Here is a 16,817-nt window from a genome sequence, read left to right on the forward strand (position 1 = left end):
GCCCTTCTCGCCTCACCACGACACGAAATGAGACAGCATGACTGACACCATCGAGATCCCCGGTTACAAGGCCGGCACCTGGACCGTCGACCCCTCGCACTCCGAGGTCGGCTTCAGCGTTCGCCACATGCTCATCAGCAAGGTCAAGGGCACCTTCGACACCTTCGACGCCACCTTCGTCACCGGTGAGGACCCGCTCGACACGACCGTCACGGCCACCGCTCAGGTCGCCTCGGTCAACACCAACGACAAGAACCGCGACGGCCACCTCGCCACCAACGACTTCTTCAACGCCCCCGAGTTCCCGGAGATCACCTTCGTGTCGACGGGCGTGCGCAACGAGGGCGGCGACTTCAAGGTCGACGGCGACCTCACCATCAAGGGTGTCACCAAGCCCGTCACCTTCGACTTCGAGTTCGGCGGCTTCGGCGCCGACGCCTACGGCAACTACAAGGCCGGCTTCGAGGCGAAGACCGAGATCGACCGCAACGAGTTCGGCGTGAACTGGAACGCGGCGCTGGAGACCGGCGGCGTTCTGGTGGGCGACAAGGTCACCATCACGCTCGACGTGCAGGCCGCCCTCCAGGCCTGATCCCCGGCCGGTTCCCGGCTGCGCAGTGATCGGATCGCCGGTCGGAGTCTCTGATTCCGGCCGGCGATCTGCTGTCCGGGGCTGTGCGGAGCCTCCGCGAGACCTTCTCCACAGGCGGTCCCCGTCCTTGATCTCTCCACAGATGCCTTCTGCCGCGTCCCTGCGTCCGGGCGGACGACGACACTGGCCGCATGACCACGATCGACACCCGGCCACGCGCCGGATCCTCCTCCCTCGCTCTCCTGCACGACATCGACACGGTGCTGGGCCTCCGTCCCCGCCAGAGCCTCGTGCTGCGGGTGCGCCGGCGGCGCAAGCCCATCGCAGTGCTGCGGCTCGATCTGCCACAGCCGCCGGGGCTCCGCACCGACGCGACGTGGCGGCTCGAGCATCTCCGATTCGCCCATGTGCTCACGGGCCTGCTGGCCCGAGTGCAGCAGGCGGCCGCGGTGACCGTGGTCGTCTACGGGGAATGGGCCGAACCGGAGCGCCGGCTCGTCGAGGTGGTGAGCGGGTGCCTCGAAGCCGCGGGCTTCCCGGTCGAGGCCGCGGTCTGCGTGGCCGGGGACCGATGGGCATCGGTGCTCGGTGCCGCCGCCGACAGGCCGGACTGGCGGGATGTGCCGGCGCCGCGCCGGCAGCCGGCGGTGACGCCCGGGCGTGCGGGGCCGCATCGGGGCCCGTTCCTGGCCATCGACCCGATCGATCCGGAACGGCGGCTGCGTGCGCTGGCCACCCTCGAGGCCTCGTTCGCGGGCGCCGACGAGACACCGGGCGGGCCGGATGTCGCGGAGGCGCTGCTCGACTGGCGAGGGGCCCTGAGCGACCATGGCGGGCTGCCCGCCGATCCTCGTGCGATCAGGCTGGCCTGGGTGCTGCGTCACAAGCGCATCCGCGACGGAGTGCTGCTGCAGTGCGCGTGGGGGTTCGAGGCGGCGATCCTCGCTCTGCACGACTCACCGCCGCCGGCAGACCGCGATGACCCGGGCGGAGCGGCGCCCACGCCGGGGTACGCGAGCTTTCTCGGCGACGGCCGGGAGCCTCCCGAGGCGGCACGACTGCGGCGAGCCGTTGAGGTGCTCCGGCGCGTGGTCGCCTGTGCGCCGGAAACCCTCACGGCGCCTCCGCTGGCCATCCTGGCCTGGCTCGAATGGTGCCGGGGCCGCGGCAGCGTCTCAGCCGCCTATCTGCAGGCCTGCCTTCGGATCGATCCCGACTACGAGCTCGCCCGCCTGTTCCGGCCGCTGCTGGCATCCGGGCACGTTCCCGAGTGGCTCGGCCGATGACTCTCCTGATGGCGCGCGACCTCGTCGACGAGTGGTTCGGGCTCGCCCGGTCCGCGGACCGGGCGGGAGCTTCCGGATGCCGGTCAGTGACCGGTGAGCGGGCTCAGCAGCCGGGCGGCGAGCGAACGACGGCCGGTGACCGACTCCTCGAGATCCGCCGCGGTGGTGCCGACGAGGCCGAGGTTCGCTCCGAGGAAACGCAGCGGCTCGCGTTCCCATTTGGGCGAGAGGTGATTCACCCAGGGCAGCGCGGTGTTCTCGGTCGAGCGACCGGTGATCAGGTCGGCCAGTGTGCGGCCCGCCAAGTTGGTGGTGCTCAGTCCATCGCCCACGTAGCCGCCGGCGAAGCCGAGCCGGGTGCGCGGGTTGAAGCTCACCGAGGCGTGCCAGTCGCGGGGAACACCGAGTGGCCCTCCCCACCGGTGGGTGACCTCGGCGTGCCTCGCCGCCGGGAAGAGGTCGCCGAGGGTGTTCTCCAGATGGTCGAAAACCCGGTCGACCCGGTCGTACTCCGGCTTCACGGCGCTGCCCCAGTGGTAGCGGGCGCCGCGGCCACCGAAGGCGAAGCGGTTGTCGGCCGTGCGCTGGCCGTAGATCAGCAGGTGACGGTAGTCGGAGAAGGTCGTGCCGTGCTCGATGCCCAGCTCGTCCCAGGTCTCGTCCGGAAGCGGTTCGGTCGCGATCATCAGCGAATACAGCGGCATGATCCGGCGGCCCACTCCCGGCAGCTGCGATCCGTAGCCCTCGGTGGCGATCACCAGATCGTCGCAGGAGATCAGCCCCTCCCCGCCGGCGCTGCGGAACAGCACGCGTCCGGGGGCCCAGTCCACCACTTCCGTCTGCTCGGCGATCACGACGCCGAGGCCCTCGAGCACCCGGGCAAGCCCGCGCACCAGCTTCGCGGGATGCAGGCGGGCGCACGACGGGTCGAAGCTGGCGGCGAGCGAGGAGGTCGACGCGATCGCCCGCGAGCGGTCGTCGTCGTGGGCGCCGGGCGTCACGAGCTCCAGCGGATCCACCCCGAAGGTGCGGGCGGCGTCGACCTCGGCGGCGGCCGAGGCACGCTGAACGGTGTCGCGGGCGAACACCAGGGTGCCGCCCTTCACGAAGTCGCAGTCGATGCCCTCGGTGGCGGCCACCCGGCCCACCTCGTCGACCGTGTCGATCATCGCGAGCCGCATCGCGCGGGCCGCATCGTCGCCGTACAGTCGCCGCAGGGCCTCGGTCGACTTCGGGAACAGTGCCGAACACCAGCCGCCGTTGCGCCCCGACGCGCCGAAGCCCACCGTCTCCTTCTCGACCACGGTGATGGCGAGGCCCGGATCGGCCTGCTTGAGGTAGTAGGCCGTCCACAGGCCGGTCAGGCCTCCGCCGATGATGCAGACGCCGGTCGAGATGTCACCGCGCAGGGCGGCACGGGGTTCGAGCGCGTCCGTCCCGGAGGCGGCGAGCGAGTCGAACCAGAACGAGACGTCGCGGTAGCCGGTCATCCGATCCGTGGCCCGTGTCAGAGCCTGGTCCAGGCTTCGCTGAGCACGCCGCGGAGGATCTGCTCGATCTCGTCGAACTCTGCCGGGCCGATCGTCAGCGGGGGAGCGAGCTGGATGACGGGGTCGCCCCGGTCGTCGGCACGGCAGTAGAGGCCGGCGTCGTAGAGCGCCTTCGAGAGGAAGCCGCGCAGCAGGCGCTCCGACTCGTCATCGTCGAACGTCTCCTTGGTGGTCTTGTCCTTTACCAGCTCGATGCCGAAGAAGTAGCCGTCGCCACGCACATCGCCCACGATCGGCAGGTCATTCAGCTTCTCGAGGGTCTGACGGAAGATCGGGGAGTTCTGCTGCACGTGCTCGTTCAGCCCCTCCTCCTCGAAGATGTCCAGGTTCTCCAGTGCCACGGCGGCCGACACCGGGTGACCGGCGAAGGTGTAGCCGTGGTAGAAAGCGGTCTGCCCGTGCTTGAACGGCTCGTACACCTTCTCGTTCACGATGGTGGCGCCGATCGGCGAGTAGCCGCTGGTCATCGCCTTCGCGCAGGTGATCATGTCGGGTTCGAAACCGTAGGTGTCGCAGGCGAAGTAGTTGCCGATCCGGCCGAAGGCGCAGATCACCTCGTCGCTGACCAGCAGCACGTCGTACTGGTCGCAGATCTCGCGCACCCGCTGAAAATAGCCGGGGGGAGGAGGGAAGCAGCCGCCGGAGTTCTGCACGGGCTCCAAGAACACCGCGGCCACCGTCTCGGGGCCCTCGAACAGGATCATCTCCTCGATGCGGTTGGCGGCCCACAGGCCGAAGGCCGCTTCGGTGCCCTCGAAGCCCATCTCCTTGGCACGGTAGTAGTTCGTGTTCGGCACGCGGAAGCCGCCCGGGGTCACCGGCTCGAACATCTCCTTCATCGCGGGGATGCCCGTGATGGCCAGGGCGCCCTGCGGCGTGCCGTGGTAGGCGATCGAGCGCGAGATCACCTTGTGCTTGGTGGGCCGGCCCTGCAGCTTCCAGTAGTACTTGGCGAGCTTGAACGCGGTCTCCACGGCCTCGCCGCCTCCGGTGGAGAAGAACACACGATTGAGGTCGCCGGGCGCCAGGTGGGCCAGGCGGTCGGCGAGCTCGATGGCGGAAGGGTGGGCGTACGACCAGATCGGGAAGAAGGCGAGCTCCTCCGCCTGCTTGGCGGCGACCTCGGCGAGGCGGCGGCGGCCGTGGCCGGCGTTCACCACGAACAGGCCCGAGAGGCCGTCGATGTACTTCTTGCCGGCCGAATCCCAGATGTGGTGGCCTTCGCCCTTGGTGATGATGGGCACCCCGGCGCCGGACTCCATCACCGACTGACGGGAGAAGTGCATCCAGAGATGGTCTTTGGCCATCCGCTGCAGCTCCGCTTCGGAGCGCGAGGCGCGGGCAGCGCTCCCGGACGGGAACGAAGCAGTGACGGGCTGTTCTGTCGTGGTCATCGTGTACCCCAGTTGTAGAGCTGCTTGTGCAGCTTCAGATAGACGAAGGTCTCGGTCGACTGAACGCCGTCCAAGGCCCGGATCTCGGAATTGAGTAGAGCGATCAGGTCATCGTCGTCTTCACACACGACCTCGGCGAGGATGTCGAAGGTGCCGGCCGTCAGCACCACGTAGTCGACGGCGGGCATCCGGGCCAGCGCATCGGCGACGAGACGGGTGTCTCCCGACACCTTGAGGCCGATCATCGCCTGGCGGGAGAAGCCGAGCTGCAAGGGATCGGTCACGGCGACGATCTGCATCACGCCGGAGTCGGTGAGCTTCTGCACCCGCTGGCGCACGGCGGCCTCGCTGAGCCCCACCGCCTTGCCGATCTCGGCATAGGAGCGGCGGCCGTCGTCTTGCAATTGCTCGATGATCGCTTTCGAGATGTCGTCGAGCTGCGAGTTTCGCGGTTTCGGGCTCATGTCTCGATCCTGTCAGTTCAAATAGCTATCAGCAAGCGGATCCGAAGCAAAACACGTTTCGGTCTGATGAAATCGTCATTTCGAGGGAGGCGCGCCCGAGGTGCCGGAACACAGCTGCGGCCCACCGGAGGCCGCTAGCCTGGCGGCATGGGGAGTCTGCGATTCGTTCCCGCCGACGAGAACGGTCCTGCAGAGCACTGGGTGGTGCTCGCGGCATGGCCGGGACTCGTGCTGCTGCCCGGCGGCGCACCGGGCGAGATCGTGCAGCAGGTCTGGGATGCCCTCGGCGCGGAAGACCCCTCGCTGGAGGCTGTCGTGTCGAGCATCCCCCTGCGGGGTGCGACGCAGATCGACTCCTTCGCCGTCGTCCGCTTCACAGAAACGGAGTCGGCAGACGCCACCTCGTGGACGGCGACCGTGGTGGTGCGCGGCACCGCGGCCGTCGACCTGCTCTCGGTGGGCGGAAGCCGCCGGTTCGGGTCGGGCGGGGCGCAGCCCTGGGCGCTCGCCGAGTTCGCCGCCGTGACCGGGGTCACCATGGGTGAGACGCCTCCGGTGCCCGAATCCAGGCTCCGGCTGCCCGAAGGGGCGCGGCGTCTGGACCACGGCGTCGCCCGGGCCAGCCGCGTGCTCTGGGTCGACTCGGCCGAGCGCCTCGCCGACGGCGTGGTCGTGGCATCCGTTCCCTCGCCCGGCCCCGGCGGTGCCGCACCGGAGAACGACGACACGGTGATGCAGCTGCGCCCGCCGCTCGCGCCCGATCCCCGAGCCGCACCCGAATCCCGGGCCGAAGCCCGGGCTCCCGCCGAACACGAACCCCAACCCTCTGCAGAGGAGGCGAGCACGGAGGTCCCGCCGGCGCCGCGCTATGTCTTTCGCATCGGAGACGGCCCCCGCACCGACCTCGCCGGCCCAGTCGTGATCGGCCGTCGCCCGCAGCCGCGGCTCGGCTACTCCACGGAGTCGCCCGTGCTCATCGCCGTCGAATCGCCCGAGGGCGAGGTGTCGCAGAACCACGTCGAACTCGCACCCGTGGGCCGCACCGTGGTGATCACCGACCTCCGTTCCACGAACGGCACCCGGGTGTCGGTGGCCGGTTCGGCGCCGCGGCGACTGCGGCAGGGGGATTCGGTGGTGGCAACAGGGTCGGCTATCGTCGAAATCGGCGACGGAAACGTTATCCACATCTCGTCGCGAGACCGAGAAAACACCGAGACCACCGTTTAGGATTCCCGGATAGCTGTCAGGAGTTGGTCCAGTGACCCAGATCGGTCGAACGAGTGCGCGCGCGAACGTCACCCGCGATGGTGCGGAGCCGCGGCGCGTCACCCTGTCGTGGGCCGCGCTCACCGACAAAGGCAACAAGCGCGCCGGCAACGAAGACAGCTCGCTCTCCGACGTGCCCCTCTTCGTGGTGGCCGACGGCATGGGCGGCCACTCGGCGGGTGACATCGCGAGTGCGGCCGTGGTGGAGCGACTGGGTGCCATCACCGACGCGGTGACGGATGCGAGCGCCATCGAGGCGGCGCTCGCCACGGCACTGCTGGACATCGACAAGGTGGGCGACGAGTCCGTGCTGGGCACGGGCACCACCGTCACCGGCGTCGCGCTCGCCGAGATCGACGACGACCTCGGCTGGCTCGTCTTCAACATCGGCGACTCACGCGTCTACCTGCTCGAGGGCGAGGTGCTGCGCCAGCTCACCGTCGACCACTCGGTGGTGCAAGAACTCATCGACGCCGGCCTGATCACCCGGGAACAGGCCGAGCACCACCCCGACAGCAACGTCATCACCCGCGCGGTCGGCTTCCATGAGAAGCCGGTGCCCGACTACGTCACCCTTCCCGTGGTCGCCGGGCAGCGCATCCTGGTGTGCTCCGACGGGCTCACCAAAGAGCTCACCGACTTCGGCATCCGCCATTACCTCAGCACCACTCCCACCGCCGAGCGCGCCGTGGCCGAACTCGTGGCGGCCTCCCTCGCCAACGGCGGGCGGGACAACGTCACCGTCGTGGTGGTCGACGTCGAGTCCGACGAGGTCGGCGCCGGCGCGTCGGCGCGTGCCTCCTCCGGAGCCTGACCCACCCGATGGCACGTCGACTCCCTTCCGCTCCGCCCGCACTGGCCGGGTTCACGGCCGTGCGCGTGCTGGGCTCGGGGGGTTTCGCCGACGTCTTCCTGTTCGAGCAGAACATGCCGCGCCGCCAGGTCGCCGTGAAGGTGATGCTGCCCGAGGTGGTGAACGAGCAGGTGCGACGGATGTTCCAGGTCGAGGCCGACCTGATGGCCACCCTGAGTGCGCATCCGTCGATCCTCACCGTCTACGAGGCCGGTGTCTCCTCCGACGGGCGGCCCTACCTGGTGATGGAGCTGTGCTCCTCCTCGCTCGGCCAGGGGTATCGTCGGCAGCCGCTTCCGGTGCCCGAAGTGCTGCGGATCGGCGTGAAGATCGCCGGGGCCCTGCAGACGGCGCACGACCAGGGCATCCTGCATCGCGACATCAAGCCCTCCAACATCCTGCTCACGGCCTACGGGTCGCCGGTTCTGTCGGATTTCGGGATCGCGTCGTCGACCCGCGGATCGGCGGCCACCGCGGAGGCCGTCGGCCTGTCGATCCCGTGGTCGGCCCCCGAGGTGATCGACGAGTCGACGCAGGGAACCGTCGCGTCGGAGGTCTGGGCGCTCAGCGCCACGCTGTACTCCCTGCTGGCCGGCCGCTCGCCGTTCGAGGTGACCGGCGAGACCTCGGCACCGGGCGATCTGGCCCGCCGCATCGCCAAGACGAAACTGCCGCCGATCGGCCGCGACGACGTGCCGGTCTCGCTCGAACGGCTGCTCCAGCGCGGTCTCGCGAAGAATCCGGCGCAGCGGCCGGAGTCGGCGCTGGCCGTGCTGCGCGAGCTCCAGGCGGTGGAGACGGAGCTGGGCTTCACCCCCACGGCGGCCGAGGTCGCCATGGCGGAGTGGGCGGCCGATTACGCGCGCGACCCGGGCGAGCGCACCGTGCTGCGCAGCGCGACTCCGGCGGTGCGCCGGCGCCGTCGTTCGACCACGGCCGCGCTCCGGGCCGGGGCCACCGGATCGGGCGACTCGCAGATGCCGATGACCGCAGGCTCCGCGCTGGAGCGCAGCGACACCGGAACCGGGGTCGCCCGTGCCAACCGCCGGTGGCGCGGCTGGCTCGTCGGCGTGGCCGCAGTCGTCGCGCTCGCCGCGGCCGCCGGTGTCGTGCTCTCGCAGCAGACAGCCGGAGTGGGCATCCCGCGGGTCGGTGACATCGCCGCCTCCTCCAGCGCCGGTCGCATCCTGTTCAGCTGGGACGACCCGGGCCTGCGCGACGGCGACAGCTATCGCGTCAGCACGGCCGGCGGCGAGAGCTCGGTGCAGCGCGGTCGTGAGTTCGCGGCCTATCCCACCGACGACGCCACGGTGTGCATCACCGTCGCCGTCGTGCGCTCGGGCAAGTCGGGGGAGGCCAGCTCCGAGAAGTGCGCGGCCGCCGAATGACGGCCGGTTCTCTCCTCGCCCGGGCGCGGAACCGCATCCGGTCCCATCGTGCCGGCGCTCTCACGGCGACCGCCGGCACGGCCGTCGCCGCGCTGGTGGTGGTGACGGCGGTCGTCTCGACCGGGTACACCGCGCAGAAGGTCGAACTCGACGACGCGACGGTGTGGGTGAGCAGCGACCTGCACCAGGCGGTCGGCCGGGCCAATCCACCGCTCGCCGAGCTGAACACGGCGCTGCGGATGGAGTCCGGCGCGCTGGACGTGAGCCAGTTCGGCCAGACCGTCGTGGTGAGCGACCTCGGGCGCTCCGAAGCGCGCCTGATCGACACCGCTTCGGCCGCGGTGACCGACACCGTGGCGCTGCCCGCCGGCGACGTCGACGTGCAGCTGTCCGGCACCCTCGCGGTCATCACCTCGCACACGTCGGGCGACGTGTGGATGCTCCCGAGCACCTCGCTCGCCCGGTTCGACGCCACCGCGCCACCCGATCTCACTCTCGGCGAACACGGCGACACGGTCGTCTCGGCCGCCGGCACCGTCTATGCGGTCTCGCCGGCCACCGGTTCGGTGTTCGCCGTCGACCCGGCCATCGGCGCCGAGGGCTCGACGACCTGGCCGATCGGCGTCGAGGCCTCCGACGACGTCTCCATCACCGCCGTCGGCGACCGGTGGGTGGTGCTCGATGCCGACTCCGGAACGCTCTTCACGCAAGACGGCAGCGTCGTGGTCGAGGCGCTCGCCGGAGTCGCATCCGATGATCCCTCCACCGATTCCGCCGGCGATCCCGGCGCGGCCGACGGCAGGGCGCCGGTCGCGCTGCAATCGCCGTCGCCCGACGCCTCGGCCGACGTTCTGGTGGCCACCTCGGCCTCCCTTCTGGCCGTGACGCTGAGCGGCGGTGCGACCCAGACACTCGACGACGGTCATCGGGGCCTCCCCGCGACGCCGGCACGGGCCGACGGATGCTGGTACGCGGCCTGGTCGGACGGCCGCTCCTGGAGCCGCTGCGACGGCGATCCGGTCGTGGGAACCCTCTCCGGAGCCGTCGCCACCGACGACCTGGTGTTCCGCACCAACGGCACCGGAGGCATCCTGCTGAGCGACACGGTCTCCGGTCGCTCCTGGGACGTCGTGCGCGAGAACGCGCCGATCGACGACTGGGATCTGCTGCTGCCCGACAGCACCGACGACGAGAGCGCCGAGGAGGCGGTCACCGACCAGCCGGCCCAGGTCGACCCCGCCCAGCGCCCGCCGGTCGCCACCGACGACGATCTCGGCGCGCGACCCGGCCGCAGCACCGTGCTGCCCGTGCTGCAGAACGACTACGACCCCAACGGCGACGTCGTGGTGATCGATTCGGTGCAGCTGCCGGAGGGCGCCGACTGGACGATCGACAGGATCCAGCAGAATCAGCAGCTGCAGCTCACTCTGCCCGAGACCGTGCGTGGCGAGATCGGTTTCGGCTACACCATCTCCGACGGCCGGGGCGGCCGCGCCGAGGCCACGGTGCGGGTCACGGTGCGCGATCCGTCCGAGAACTCCGCTCCGGTCCAGAGCAGTTCGACCACGGCCGACGTCGGGCTCGGCGGCCGCACCGATCTCGACATCCGATCCGACTGGTTCGATCCCGACGGAGACGCATTCTTCGTGCTCTCCGCCGGTGTCCAGGCCCCCGATACCGTCACCTCCACCCCGGAAGGGGTCGTCACCTTCACGGATTCCGGCCAGTCCACCGGAACCAAAGAGGTGTCGGTGACGGTCAGCGACGGCAGCTCCGCCAGCACGGGCATCCTGACGGTGCGCACCCACCCGGTCGACGAGGTTCCTCTCGTCGCCGAGGGCTTCGTGGTGCTCGCCTCGGCGGGGCAGGAGGTCGAGGCCGATCCGCTCGAGCACGTGCGCGGGGCCTCCGCCGACTCCACCGCGGCGCTGCGCCTCACCAATGTGCCGGCGAAAGACGGCTACACCCTCTCGCCCGACTACTCCGGCGGCACGGTGCGCATCACGGCCGCCTCGGCCGGCGACGGCATCCTCGACTACGCGGTGTCCGACGGCGCGCGCACCGCGGCCGGCACCATCCGGGTGATCGCGACCTCGCCGCCGGATGCGAACACGCGGCCGGTCACGGTTCCGCACTCGGCCTTCGCGCGCCAGAACACGAGCGTGCTGGTCGACGTGCTGGCGGGCGACTTCGACCAGGCCGGCGGCGTACTGATCGTGAGCCAGGCCGACCAGCAGGCCGAGGCCCAGGGGGCGCGCGTGGAGGTGATCGACCAGCGGATGATCCGGGTCACCCTGAGCCGGCCGCTGGACACCGGCACGATCACGTTCGGCTACACCGTCACGAACGGCCTCGCCGAGGCGCGCGGTTCGGTGACCGTGATCGCGATCCCGGATCCGCTGGTGCACCAGCCGCCCATCGCCGTGGCCGACAGCGCCTCGGTGCGGGTGGGCGACGTCGTCGACATCCCCGTGCTCGCCAACGACGTGCACCCCGACGGCGACGCGCTCACCCTGAATCCCGATCTCGTGCAGGGCCTCGGCGACGGTTCCGGTCTGCTCTTCGCCTCCGGATCGCGCCTGCGCTACCTCGCGCCGAACACACCGGGCGACTTCACAGCCGTCTACCGGGTCGATGCGCCCGACGGGCAGTGGGCCACCGCCGCCGTCACCATCAGCGTGCGCGAGGCCGACCCCGCCGCGAACGCCGCTCCGGTACCCCCGCTGGTGACGGCGCGGGTGATCGCCGGCGAGACCGTGCGCATCCCGATTCCGCTCACCGGGATCGACCCCGACGGCGATTCGGTGCAGTTCCTCGGCATCGACTCGGTGCCCGACAAGGGCACGGTCGGCAGCACCGGAGCCGACTGGATCGACTTCGAGGCGGGGGAGTACTCCAGCGGCACCGACACCTTCCGCTACACCGTGATGGACAGGCTCGGCTCGCGCGTCACGGGCGCCATCCGGGTGGGCATCAGCCCGCGCCTGGAGGGTGCTCGCAACCCGGTCGCGACCGCCGACGACGTTCTCGTGCGGCCCGGCAAGACCGTCTCGGTGCGCGTGCTGCAGAACGATTCCGATCCAGACGGCAGCCCCCTGCGGGTGACCGCCGTCGAGCCCGTGGGCGGCGGGTCGGCCGATCTCCCGAGCGGCGAGGGCCCGGATGCCGACGCTCCGGATGCGGATGCCGCTGCCGCCGCCGCGGAGAACGGGGGCGGCAACGGAGCAACCGCCACCGTCGTCGACGACACGCTCCGCTTCGTCGCTCCCGCGGAAACCGGCCGCTACGGCTTCATCTACACGATCGCGAACGAACGCGGCGGCACGAGTTCGGCCTTCGCCACCCTCGAGGTGAGCCAGGATGCACCGCTGTCCCGGCCCCAGGTCTCCGACACGGTGCTCTCCCTCACCGACATCCTCGACAAGCAGAGCGTCGACGTCGACGTGCTCGCCGACGTCTTCTTCGCCGAGGGTCCGGCGAGCCAGCTCTGGCTCTCGGTGCTGCCCGCCTACTCCCAGGTCGCCAAGGTGGTCGACGGGCGCATCCGGGTGCAGGTGCAGGATCGGCAGCAGGTCATCCCGTTCACCGTCGCGCATCCGGACGATCCCAACATCCGCTCATCCGGCTTCCTCTGGGTGCCCGGGCAGAACGACGCGCTGCCGCAGCTGCGCACGGGCGCGCCGAAGCTCACGGTCGAATCGGGCGCGACCCTGCGGATCGCCGTGAATGACTACGTGGTGGCGGTCGACGGGCGGCAGGTGCGCGTCGCCGACACCAACTCGGTGCGGGCCACCCACGCCGACGGCGCGAGCCTGGTCGACGGATCGGGCACCCTCGTGTTCACGAGTGCCGACAAGTACTTCGGCCCGGCGTCCGTCTCGTTCCAGGTGGCCGACGGCGACGGGCCCACCGCCCGCACGGCGACCCTGGTGCTGCCGATCACCGTCACCCCGCGCGCCGACCAGCCTCCGGTGTTCAGCGGCGCCGTGATCGAGTTCGAGCCGGGCCAGCAGAAGGCGATCGACCTCTCCAAGCTCACCACCTCGGCCTCCGGCGGATCGGGCGCGCTGACCTATCAGGTGCTGGAACCCCGCCCGGCCGGCTTCTCGGCGGTGCTGCTGGGCTCCACGCTCACCATCACGGTCGACCCGGGCACCAAGAAGGGGAGCCAGGGCGCCTATTCCATCGGCGTCGCCGCCGGCGCCGTGGCCGGCCAAGCGGGCCGGATCGAGATGACGGTGGTGCCCTCGACGAAGCCCCTGGCGATTCCGGCGACCGACACCGTGGTGGCCCCGCGAGGCGCCACCACCCCGATTGACGTGCTGGCCAACGACGACGCCACGAACCCGTTCCCGCAGATCCCGCTCACCGTGGTGTCCGTGCGCGGAATCGACTCGGCGTCGTTGCCGGCCGGTGTGGCGATCGCGCCGAGCGCCGACAGACGGGTGCTGCAGGTGACCGTCGCCCAGGATGCCGCTCCCGCCGATCTCACGGTGCAGTACCAGGTTCTCGACGGCACCGGCGATCCCGAACGGGCGGCCTGGGGAACCGTGCGGATCGCCGTGCAAGACCGGCCGGGACAGGTCACCGGCGTCGCCGTCACGGCCTTCGGCGACCGCACCGTCACGGTCTCCTTCTCGCCCGGCGTGGCGAACAACGCACCGATCACCGGTTTCGAGGTGACCGCCCGCACGCCGGGCGGAGCCGGCGGCGTGACCCGCTGCGCGAGCACCCGCTGTGTCGTCGCCACACCGGGCAACGGTCCCGGCAACGCGGTGAACCTCTCGGTGACCGCCCGCAACGCCCTCGGGCTCTCCGATCCGGTGGGCTACTCCGTGCCGGTGTGGTCCGACCTGCTGCCCTCCGCCCCGGCCGCGCTCACCGTCGCTCCGCTGGACGGAGCCCTCGCCGTGACCTGGGGGGCCTCCTCGGTCGGCGCCGGGGGATCCGAGGTGAGCCAGTACGACGTCGCCGCGAACGGCCGGCTCGTCGCCACGCTCGACGCGGCCGGCCCCGGATGCGGCGGCTCCGGCTGCAGCACGACCGTCGGCGGGCTCGCCAACGGCTCCTCGGCCGAGATCACGGTCACGGCCCGGAACGGCGCCTACCCGGCTCTGGCCGTGTGGCCCTCCGCGACGGCGAGCGGCACTCCTTACGGGGCGCCCCTCGCCCAGACGATCACGGCGGTGGCGAACCTCGACGCCGGCCCCGGCACGGTGACGGTGCGCTGGCCGGAATTCGGGGGCAACGGCAACGCGGTGGCCGGCTACATCGTGCAGCAGCTGACACCCGGTGCCGGTGCGGCTCCCGGCGGCGCCCAGTCCTGCACCGTCTCCACGCCCGCACCGGGTGCCGTCACGCTGCCCCAGACGGGCGGAGAGGTGCTCGCCCAGCAGGTGCTCGGAGCCGAGGCGCGCGCTGCCACCTTCACGGGCCTGACGGGTGTCGACACCGCCTACCCCTTCGTGGTGTGGGCCTACAACGCGGCCGGTTGCGCGGCCTCGGGCGTGGTCTCGGCCGTCGCCTACCCGAGCCCGGGCGTCATCGACGCCGGTGCCCTGCAGGCCGGCCTGCAGATGGTGCGGCAGGACCCGACGGTGGAGGTGCAGGTGACGTTGGTGCCGACATCCGGAACCGTCTCGAACCCTCGGTACTACGTGCAGGCGGTCGATCAGACGGGAGCGCCCGCCGGATCGCCCACGGCGATGAGCGTGCCCGGCTTGCCGCGGGCGGTGACGCAGGGCCTCTTCGGCGAGCCGTTCCGGTTCCAGATGCAGGCCTGCAACGTCTGGGGTGGCACCGAGGTCTGCGGCCCGTACTCGTCGACCATGCAGGCACCCGAGCCCTCGCTGACCTTCGCGTTCGGCACGGCGCCGCGGTACGACGGCACGAGCTGGGGCTGGACGGACGACCCGCCGAACGGCGCCCTGGTGCCCACGTACTACTGCGGGTCGAAGGCCGCGGGCGCTCCTGCGCGCGACGAGGCGGGCCGCAGCGTCACGGCCACCTCGTGCACCCCGACCACGCCGGTGGCCGCGGGCGACGCCTGGCTGCTGGTCGCGATCGGCGCTTACGACTATGTGTACTTTGGCTAGCGGAGAGGTGATCCATGACGGACACGGGTAGCACGACGAGCAGCACCATGACGGCCGAGCAGGCGGCGCGGTTCGCCGATGTCTTCGACCGGCTCACGGCCAACGTCGAGCGCACCCTGCACGGCAAGTCGCACGTGATCCGGCTGGCGCTCACCGCCATGCTCAGCGAAGGCCACCTGCTGCTCGAGGATGCTCCGGGCACCGGCAAGACCTCGCTCGCCCGAGCGCTCGCCGACAGCGTGCGGGGCACCAGCAGCCGCATCCAGTTCACCCCCGACCTGCTGCCCGGCGACATCACGGGCGTCAGCGTGTACGACCAGCGCACGGGCGTCTTCGGCTTCCATCCCGGGCCGGTGTTCGCCAACGTGGTGCTCGCCGACGAGATCAACCGGGCCAGCCCGAAGACCCAGTCGGCCCTGCTCGAGGTGATGGAGGAGGGGCGGGTCACGGTCGACGGCACCCCGCATCCGGTCGGCCAGCCGTTCATGGTGATCGCCACCCAGAACCCGATCGAGCAGGCCGGCACCTATCGGCTGCCCGAAGCGCAGCTCGACCGCTTCCTGATCAAGACGAGCATCGGCTACCCCGATCATGCGACCACCCTGCGCATCCTGCAGGGCGCCACCGAGAAGGCGCACGGCGACCCGCTGCCCCCCGTGGTGACGGCCGAGGGCATCACGCTGCTCGCCGCCGAGGCGCGCACGGTGCACGTCGACGCCACGATCAACGACTACGTGTCCCGGCTGGTGCAGGCCACCCGCGACGCCTCCGAGACGCGGCTGGGGGCGAGCGTGCGCGCTGCGCTGGCGCTGATCCGGGCCGCGAAGACCTACGCGGCCTCCGACGCGCGGCACTACGTGGTTCCGGATGACGTGAAGTCGCTCGCCGGTCCCGTGCTCGCGCACCGCCTCGTGCTCGACCCCGAGGCCGAGTTCGACGGGGTCACGCCGCTCGGCGTGATCTCGCAGATCCTGCTCGACGTCCCGCCGCCCGGGGACGTCTCCGCCGCATGACGGGGGAACGGCGAACCGTCGCCGTGTCGGCCGGCGGCTGGATCGTGGCGGGTCTCGCGGTGGCCGGCATCGGGCTCGGGATCGCCTTCGGCTGGCTCGAGCTGCTGGTGATCGGAGTCGCCTGCGCGGTTCTGGCCATGGTCTCGGCGCTGTTCCTCTTCGGCCGCGCCTCGGGCCGGATCGGGATCGAGGTGCTCGAGGGCTTCGTGGTGGCCGGCGGGTCGGCCACCGTCGCGGTGAAGGTGCACAACGACACCGCCCGGCGGCTCCCGGCCCGGGCGGCCGAGCTCGCGGTGGGGGAGCGGGTCGAGCACGTCGTGCTGCCGCCGCTCGCGCCCGGCGAGACCCGGCAGGTCGTGATCGCCGTGCCCACCGAGCGCCGCGGTGTCATCCGGCTCGGCCCCGTCACCGTGCTGCGGCGCGATCCGATCGGTCTCGCCCGCCGCGAGTCGGTGCGCTCGGGTGCCGCGGAGCTCTTCGTGCATCCGCATTCGGTGGCCTTGGAACTGCGCAACACGGGCCTGCTGCGCGACCTCGAGGGCATTCCCACCGCCGACCTCACCGACAGCGACATGTCGTTCCACGCCCTGCGCGGGTACCTGCCGGGCGACGACCGGCGCCACATCCACTGGAAGAGCACCGCCAAGACCGGCGACTTCCTGGTGCGCCAGTTCGAGCAGACCCGGCGCAGCCATCTGATCGTGATGCAGTCGCTGGCCGCCGCCGACTACGCCTCCGACGAGGAGTTCGAGCTGGCCGTCAGCGTGGTGGCGTCGATCGGTGTCAGCGCGATCCGCTCCGGCATGTCGGCGTCGGTGTACGCGGGATCGCACGACTCGCGATCGGCCCGTGGCGCGACCTCCGCGCGCGGCCCGGCGGGCGGCCCGGCGCCCCGGGCGGCTCGAGCCGGTCGCGC

At 71.1% G+C, this 16,817-nt stretch carries 11 protein-coding genes; 8 read left to right on the forward strand and 3 right to left on the reverse strand.

The window, feature by feature from the left end:
* Nucleotides 1-37: 37 nt before the first annotated feature.
* Both Q0D75_RS12420 and Q0D75_RS12425 read left to right on the forward strand, forming a co-directional pair.
* Nucleotides 38-592 (forward strand): YceI family protein, encoded by a 555-nt coding sequence (locus Q0D75_RS12420; RefSeq protein WP_291053851.1) that lies wholly within the window; start codon nt 38-40, stop codon nt 590-592.
* A gap of 191 nt (nt 593-783) precedes the next feature.
* Nucleotides 784-1,878 carry a DUF4192 family protein gene (locus Q0D75_RS12425; RefSeq protein WP_291053852.1) on the forward strand — a complete coding sequence of 365 codons (1,095 nt, stop codon included), beginning with the start codon at nt 784-786 and terminating at the stop codon, nt 1,876-1,878.
* A gap of 83 nt (nt 1,879-1,961) precedes the next feature.
* Here the strand turns inward: Q0D75_RS12425 and Q0D75_RS12430 are convergent, their stop codons facing one another.
* From Q0D75_RS12430 to Q0D75_RS12440, 3 genes are read right to left on the reverse strand one after another with little or no spacing between them, the layout of a single operon-like run.
* The gene (locus Q0D75_RS12430) at nt 1,962-3,368 is read right to left on the reverse strand and encodes an FAD-binding oxidoreductase (RefSeq protein WP_291053854.1); all 1,407 of its coding nucleotides are present in this window, start codon (nt 3,366-3,368) and stop codon (nt 1,962-1,964) included.
* 17 nt (nt 3,369-3,385) lie between these two features.
* Nucleotides 3,386-4,822 (reverse strand): aspartate aminotransferase family protein, encoded by a 1,437-nt coding sequence (locus tag Q0D75_RS12435; RefSeq protein ID WP_291053856.1) that lies wholly within the window; start codon nt 4,820-4,822, stop codon nt 3,386-3,388.
* Nucleotides 4,819-5,286, reverse strand: a complete 468-nt coding sequence (locus Q0D75_RS12440) for an Lrp/AsnC family transcriptional regulator (RefSeq protein WP_291053858.1) — start codon at nt 5,284-5,286, stop codon at nt 4,819-4,821. Before Q0D75_RS12440 ends, Q0D75_RS12435 begins: the two co-directional genes overlap by 4 nt.
* Before the next feature lie 147 nt (nt 5,287-5,433).
* Between Q0D75_RS12440 and Q0D75_RS12445 the strand changes: the two genes are divergently transcribed.
* From Q0D75_RS12445 to Q0D75_RS12470, 6 genes are all read left to right on the forward strand, one after another.
* On the forward strand, nt 5,434-6,513 hold the full coding sequence (locus Q0D75_RS12445) for an FHA domain-containing protein (protein ID WP_291053860.1): 1,080 nt from the start codon (nt 5,434-5,436) through the stop codon (nt 6,511-6,513).
* Nucleotides 6,514-6,544: 31 nt separating this feature from the next.
* A complete protein-coding gene (locus tag Q0D75_RS12450) occupies nt 6,545-7,366 on the forward strand; it encodes a protein phosphatase 2C domain-containing protein (RefSeq protein ID WP_291053862.1) in 822 nt (273 codons plus the stop codon).
* An 8-nt stretch (nt 7,367-7,374) separates the two neighbouring features.
* Entirely contained in the window at nt 7,375-8,793 is a 1,419-nt protein-coding gene (locus tag Q0D75_RS12455) for a serine/threonine-protein kinase (RefSeq protein WP_291053864.1), read from the forward strand.
* Nucleotides 8,790-14,888 carry an Ig-like domain-containing protein gene (locus tag Q0D75_RS12460; RefSeq protein WP_291053866.1) on the forward strand — a complete coding sequence of 2,033 codons (6,099 nt, stop codon included), beginning with the start codon at nt 8,790-8,792 and terminating at the stop codon, nt 14,886-14,888. Before Q0D75_RS12455 ends, Q0D75_RS12460 begins: the two co-directional genes overlap by 4 nt.
* Nucleotides 14,889-14,902: 14 nt before the next feature.
* Nucleotides 14,903-15,901, forward strand: coding sequence for a MoxR family ATPase (locus Q0D75_RS12465; protein WP_291053868.1), 999 nt, complete (start codon nt 14,903-14,905; stop codon nt 15,899-15,901).
* A partial coding sequence (locus Q0D75_RS12470; protein WP_291053870.1) for a DUF58 domain-containing protein occupies nt 15,898-16,817 on the forward strand: 920 nt, incomplete at its 3' end. The genes Q0D75_RS12465 and Q0D75_RS12470, both read left to right, overlap by 4 nt.

The sequence above is a fragment of the Herbiconiux sp. genome (assembly GCF_023264855.1).
Taxonomy (GTDB): domain Bacteria; phylum Actinomycetota; class Actinomycetes; order Actinomycetales; family Microbacteriaceae; genus Herbiconiux.

Excerpts from the sequence above, each read along its gene's own strand:
- Q0D75_RS12420 (WP_291053851.1), top strand. The coding sequence starts at position 38 with ATGACTGACACCATCGAGATCCCCGGTTACAAGGCCGGCACCTGGACC.
- Q0D75_RS12425 (WP_291053852.1), top strand. The coding sequence starts at position 784 with ATGACCACGATCGACACCCGGCCACGCGCCGGATCCTCCTCCCTCGCT.
- Q0D75_RS12430 (WP_291053854.1), bottom strand. The coding sequence starts at position 3,368 with ATGACCGGCTACCGCGACGTCTCGTTCTGGTTCGACTCGCTCGCCGCC.
- Q0D75_RS12435 (WP_291053856.1), bottom strand. The coding sequence starts at position 4,822 with ATGACCACGACAGAACAGCCCGTCACTGCTTCGTTCCCGTCCGGGAGC.
- Q0D75_RS12440 (WP_291053858.1), bottom strand. The coding sequence starts at position 5,286 with ATGAGCCCGAAACCGCGAAACTCGCAGCTCGACGACATCTCGAAAGCG.
- Q0D75_RS12445 (WP_291053860.1), top strand. The coding sequence starts at position 5,434 with ATGGGGAGTCTGCGATTCGTTCCCGCCGACGAGAACGGTCCTGCAGAG.
- Q0D75_RS12455 (WP_291053864.1), top strand. The coding sequence starts at position 7,375 with ATGGCACGTCGACTCCCTTCCGCTCCGCCCGCACTGGCCGGGTTCACG.
- Q0D75_RS12460 (WP_291053866.1), top strand. The coding sequence starts at position 8,790 with ATGACGGCCGGTTCTCTCCTCGCCCGGGCGCGGAACCGCATCCGGTCC.
- Q0D75_RS12465 (WP_291053868.1), top strand. The coding sequence starts at position 14,903 with ATGACGGACACGGGTAGCACGACGAGCAGCACCATGACGGCCGAGCAG.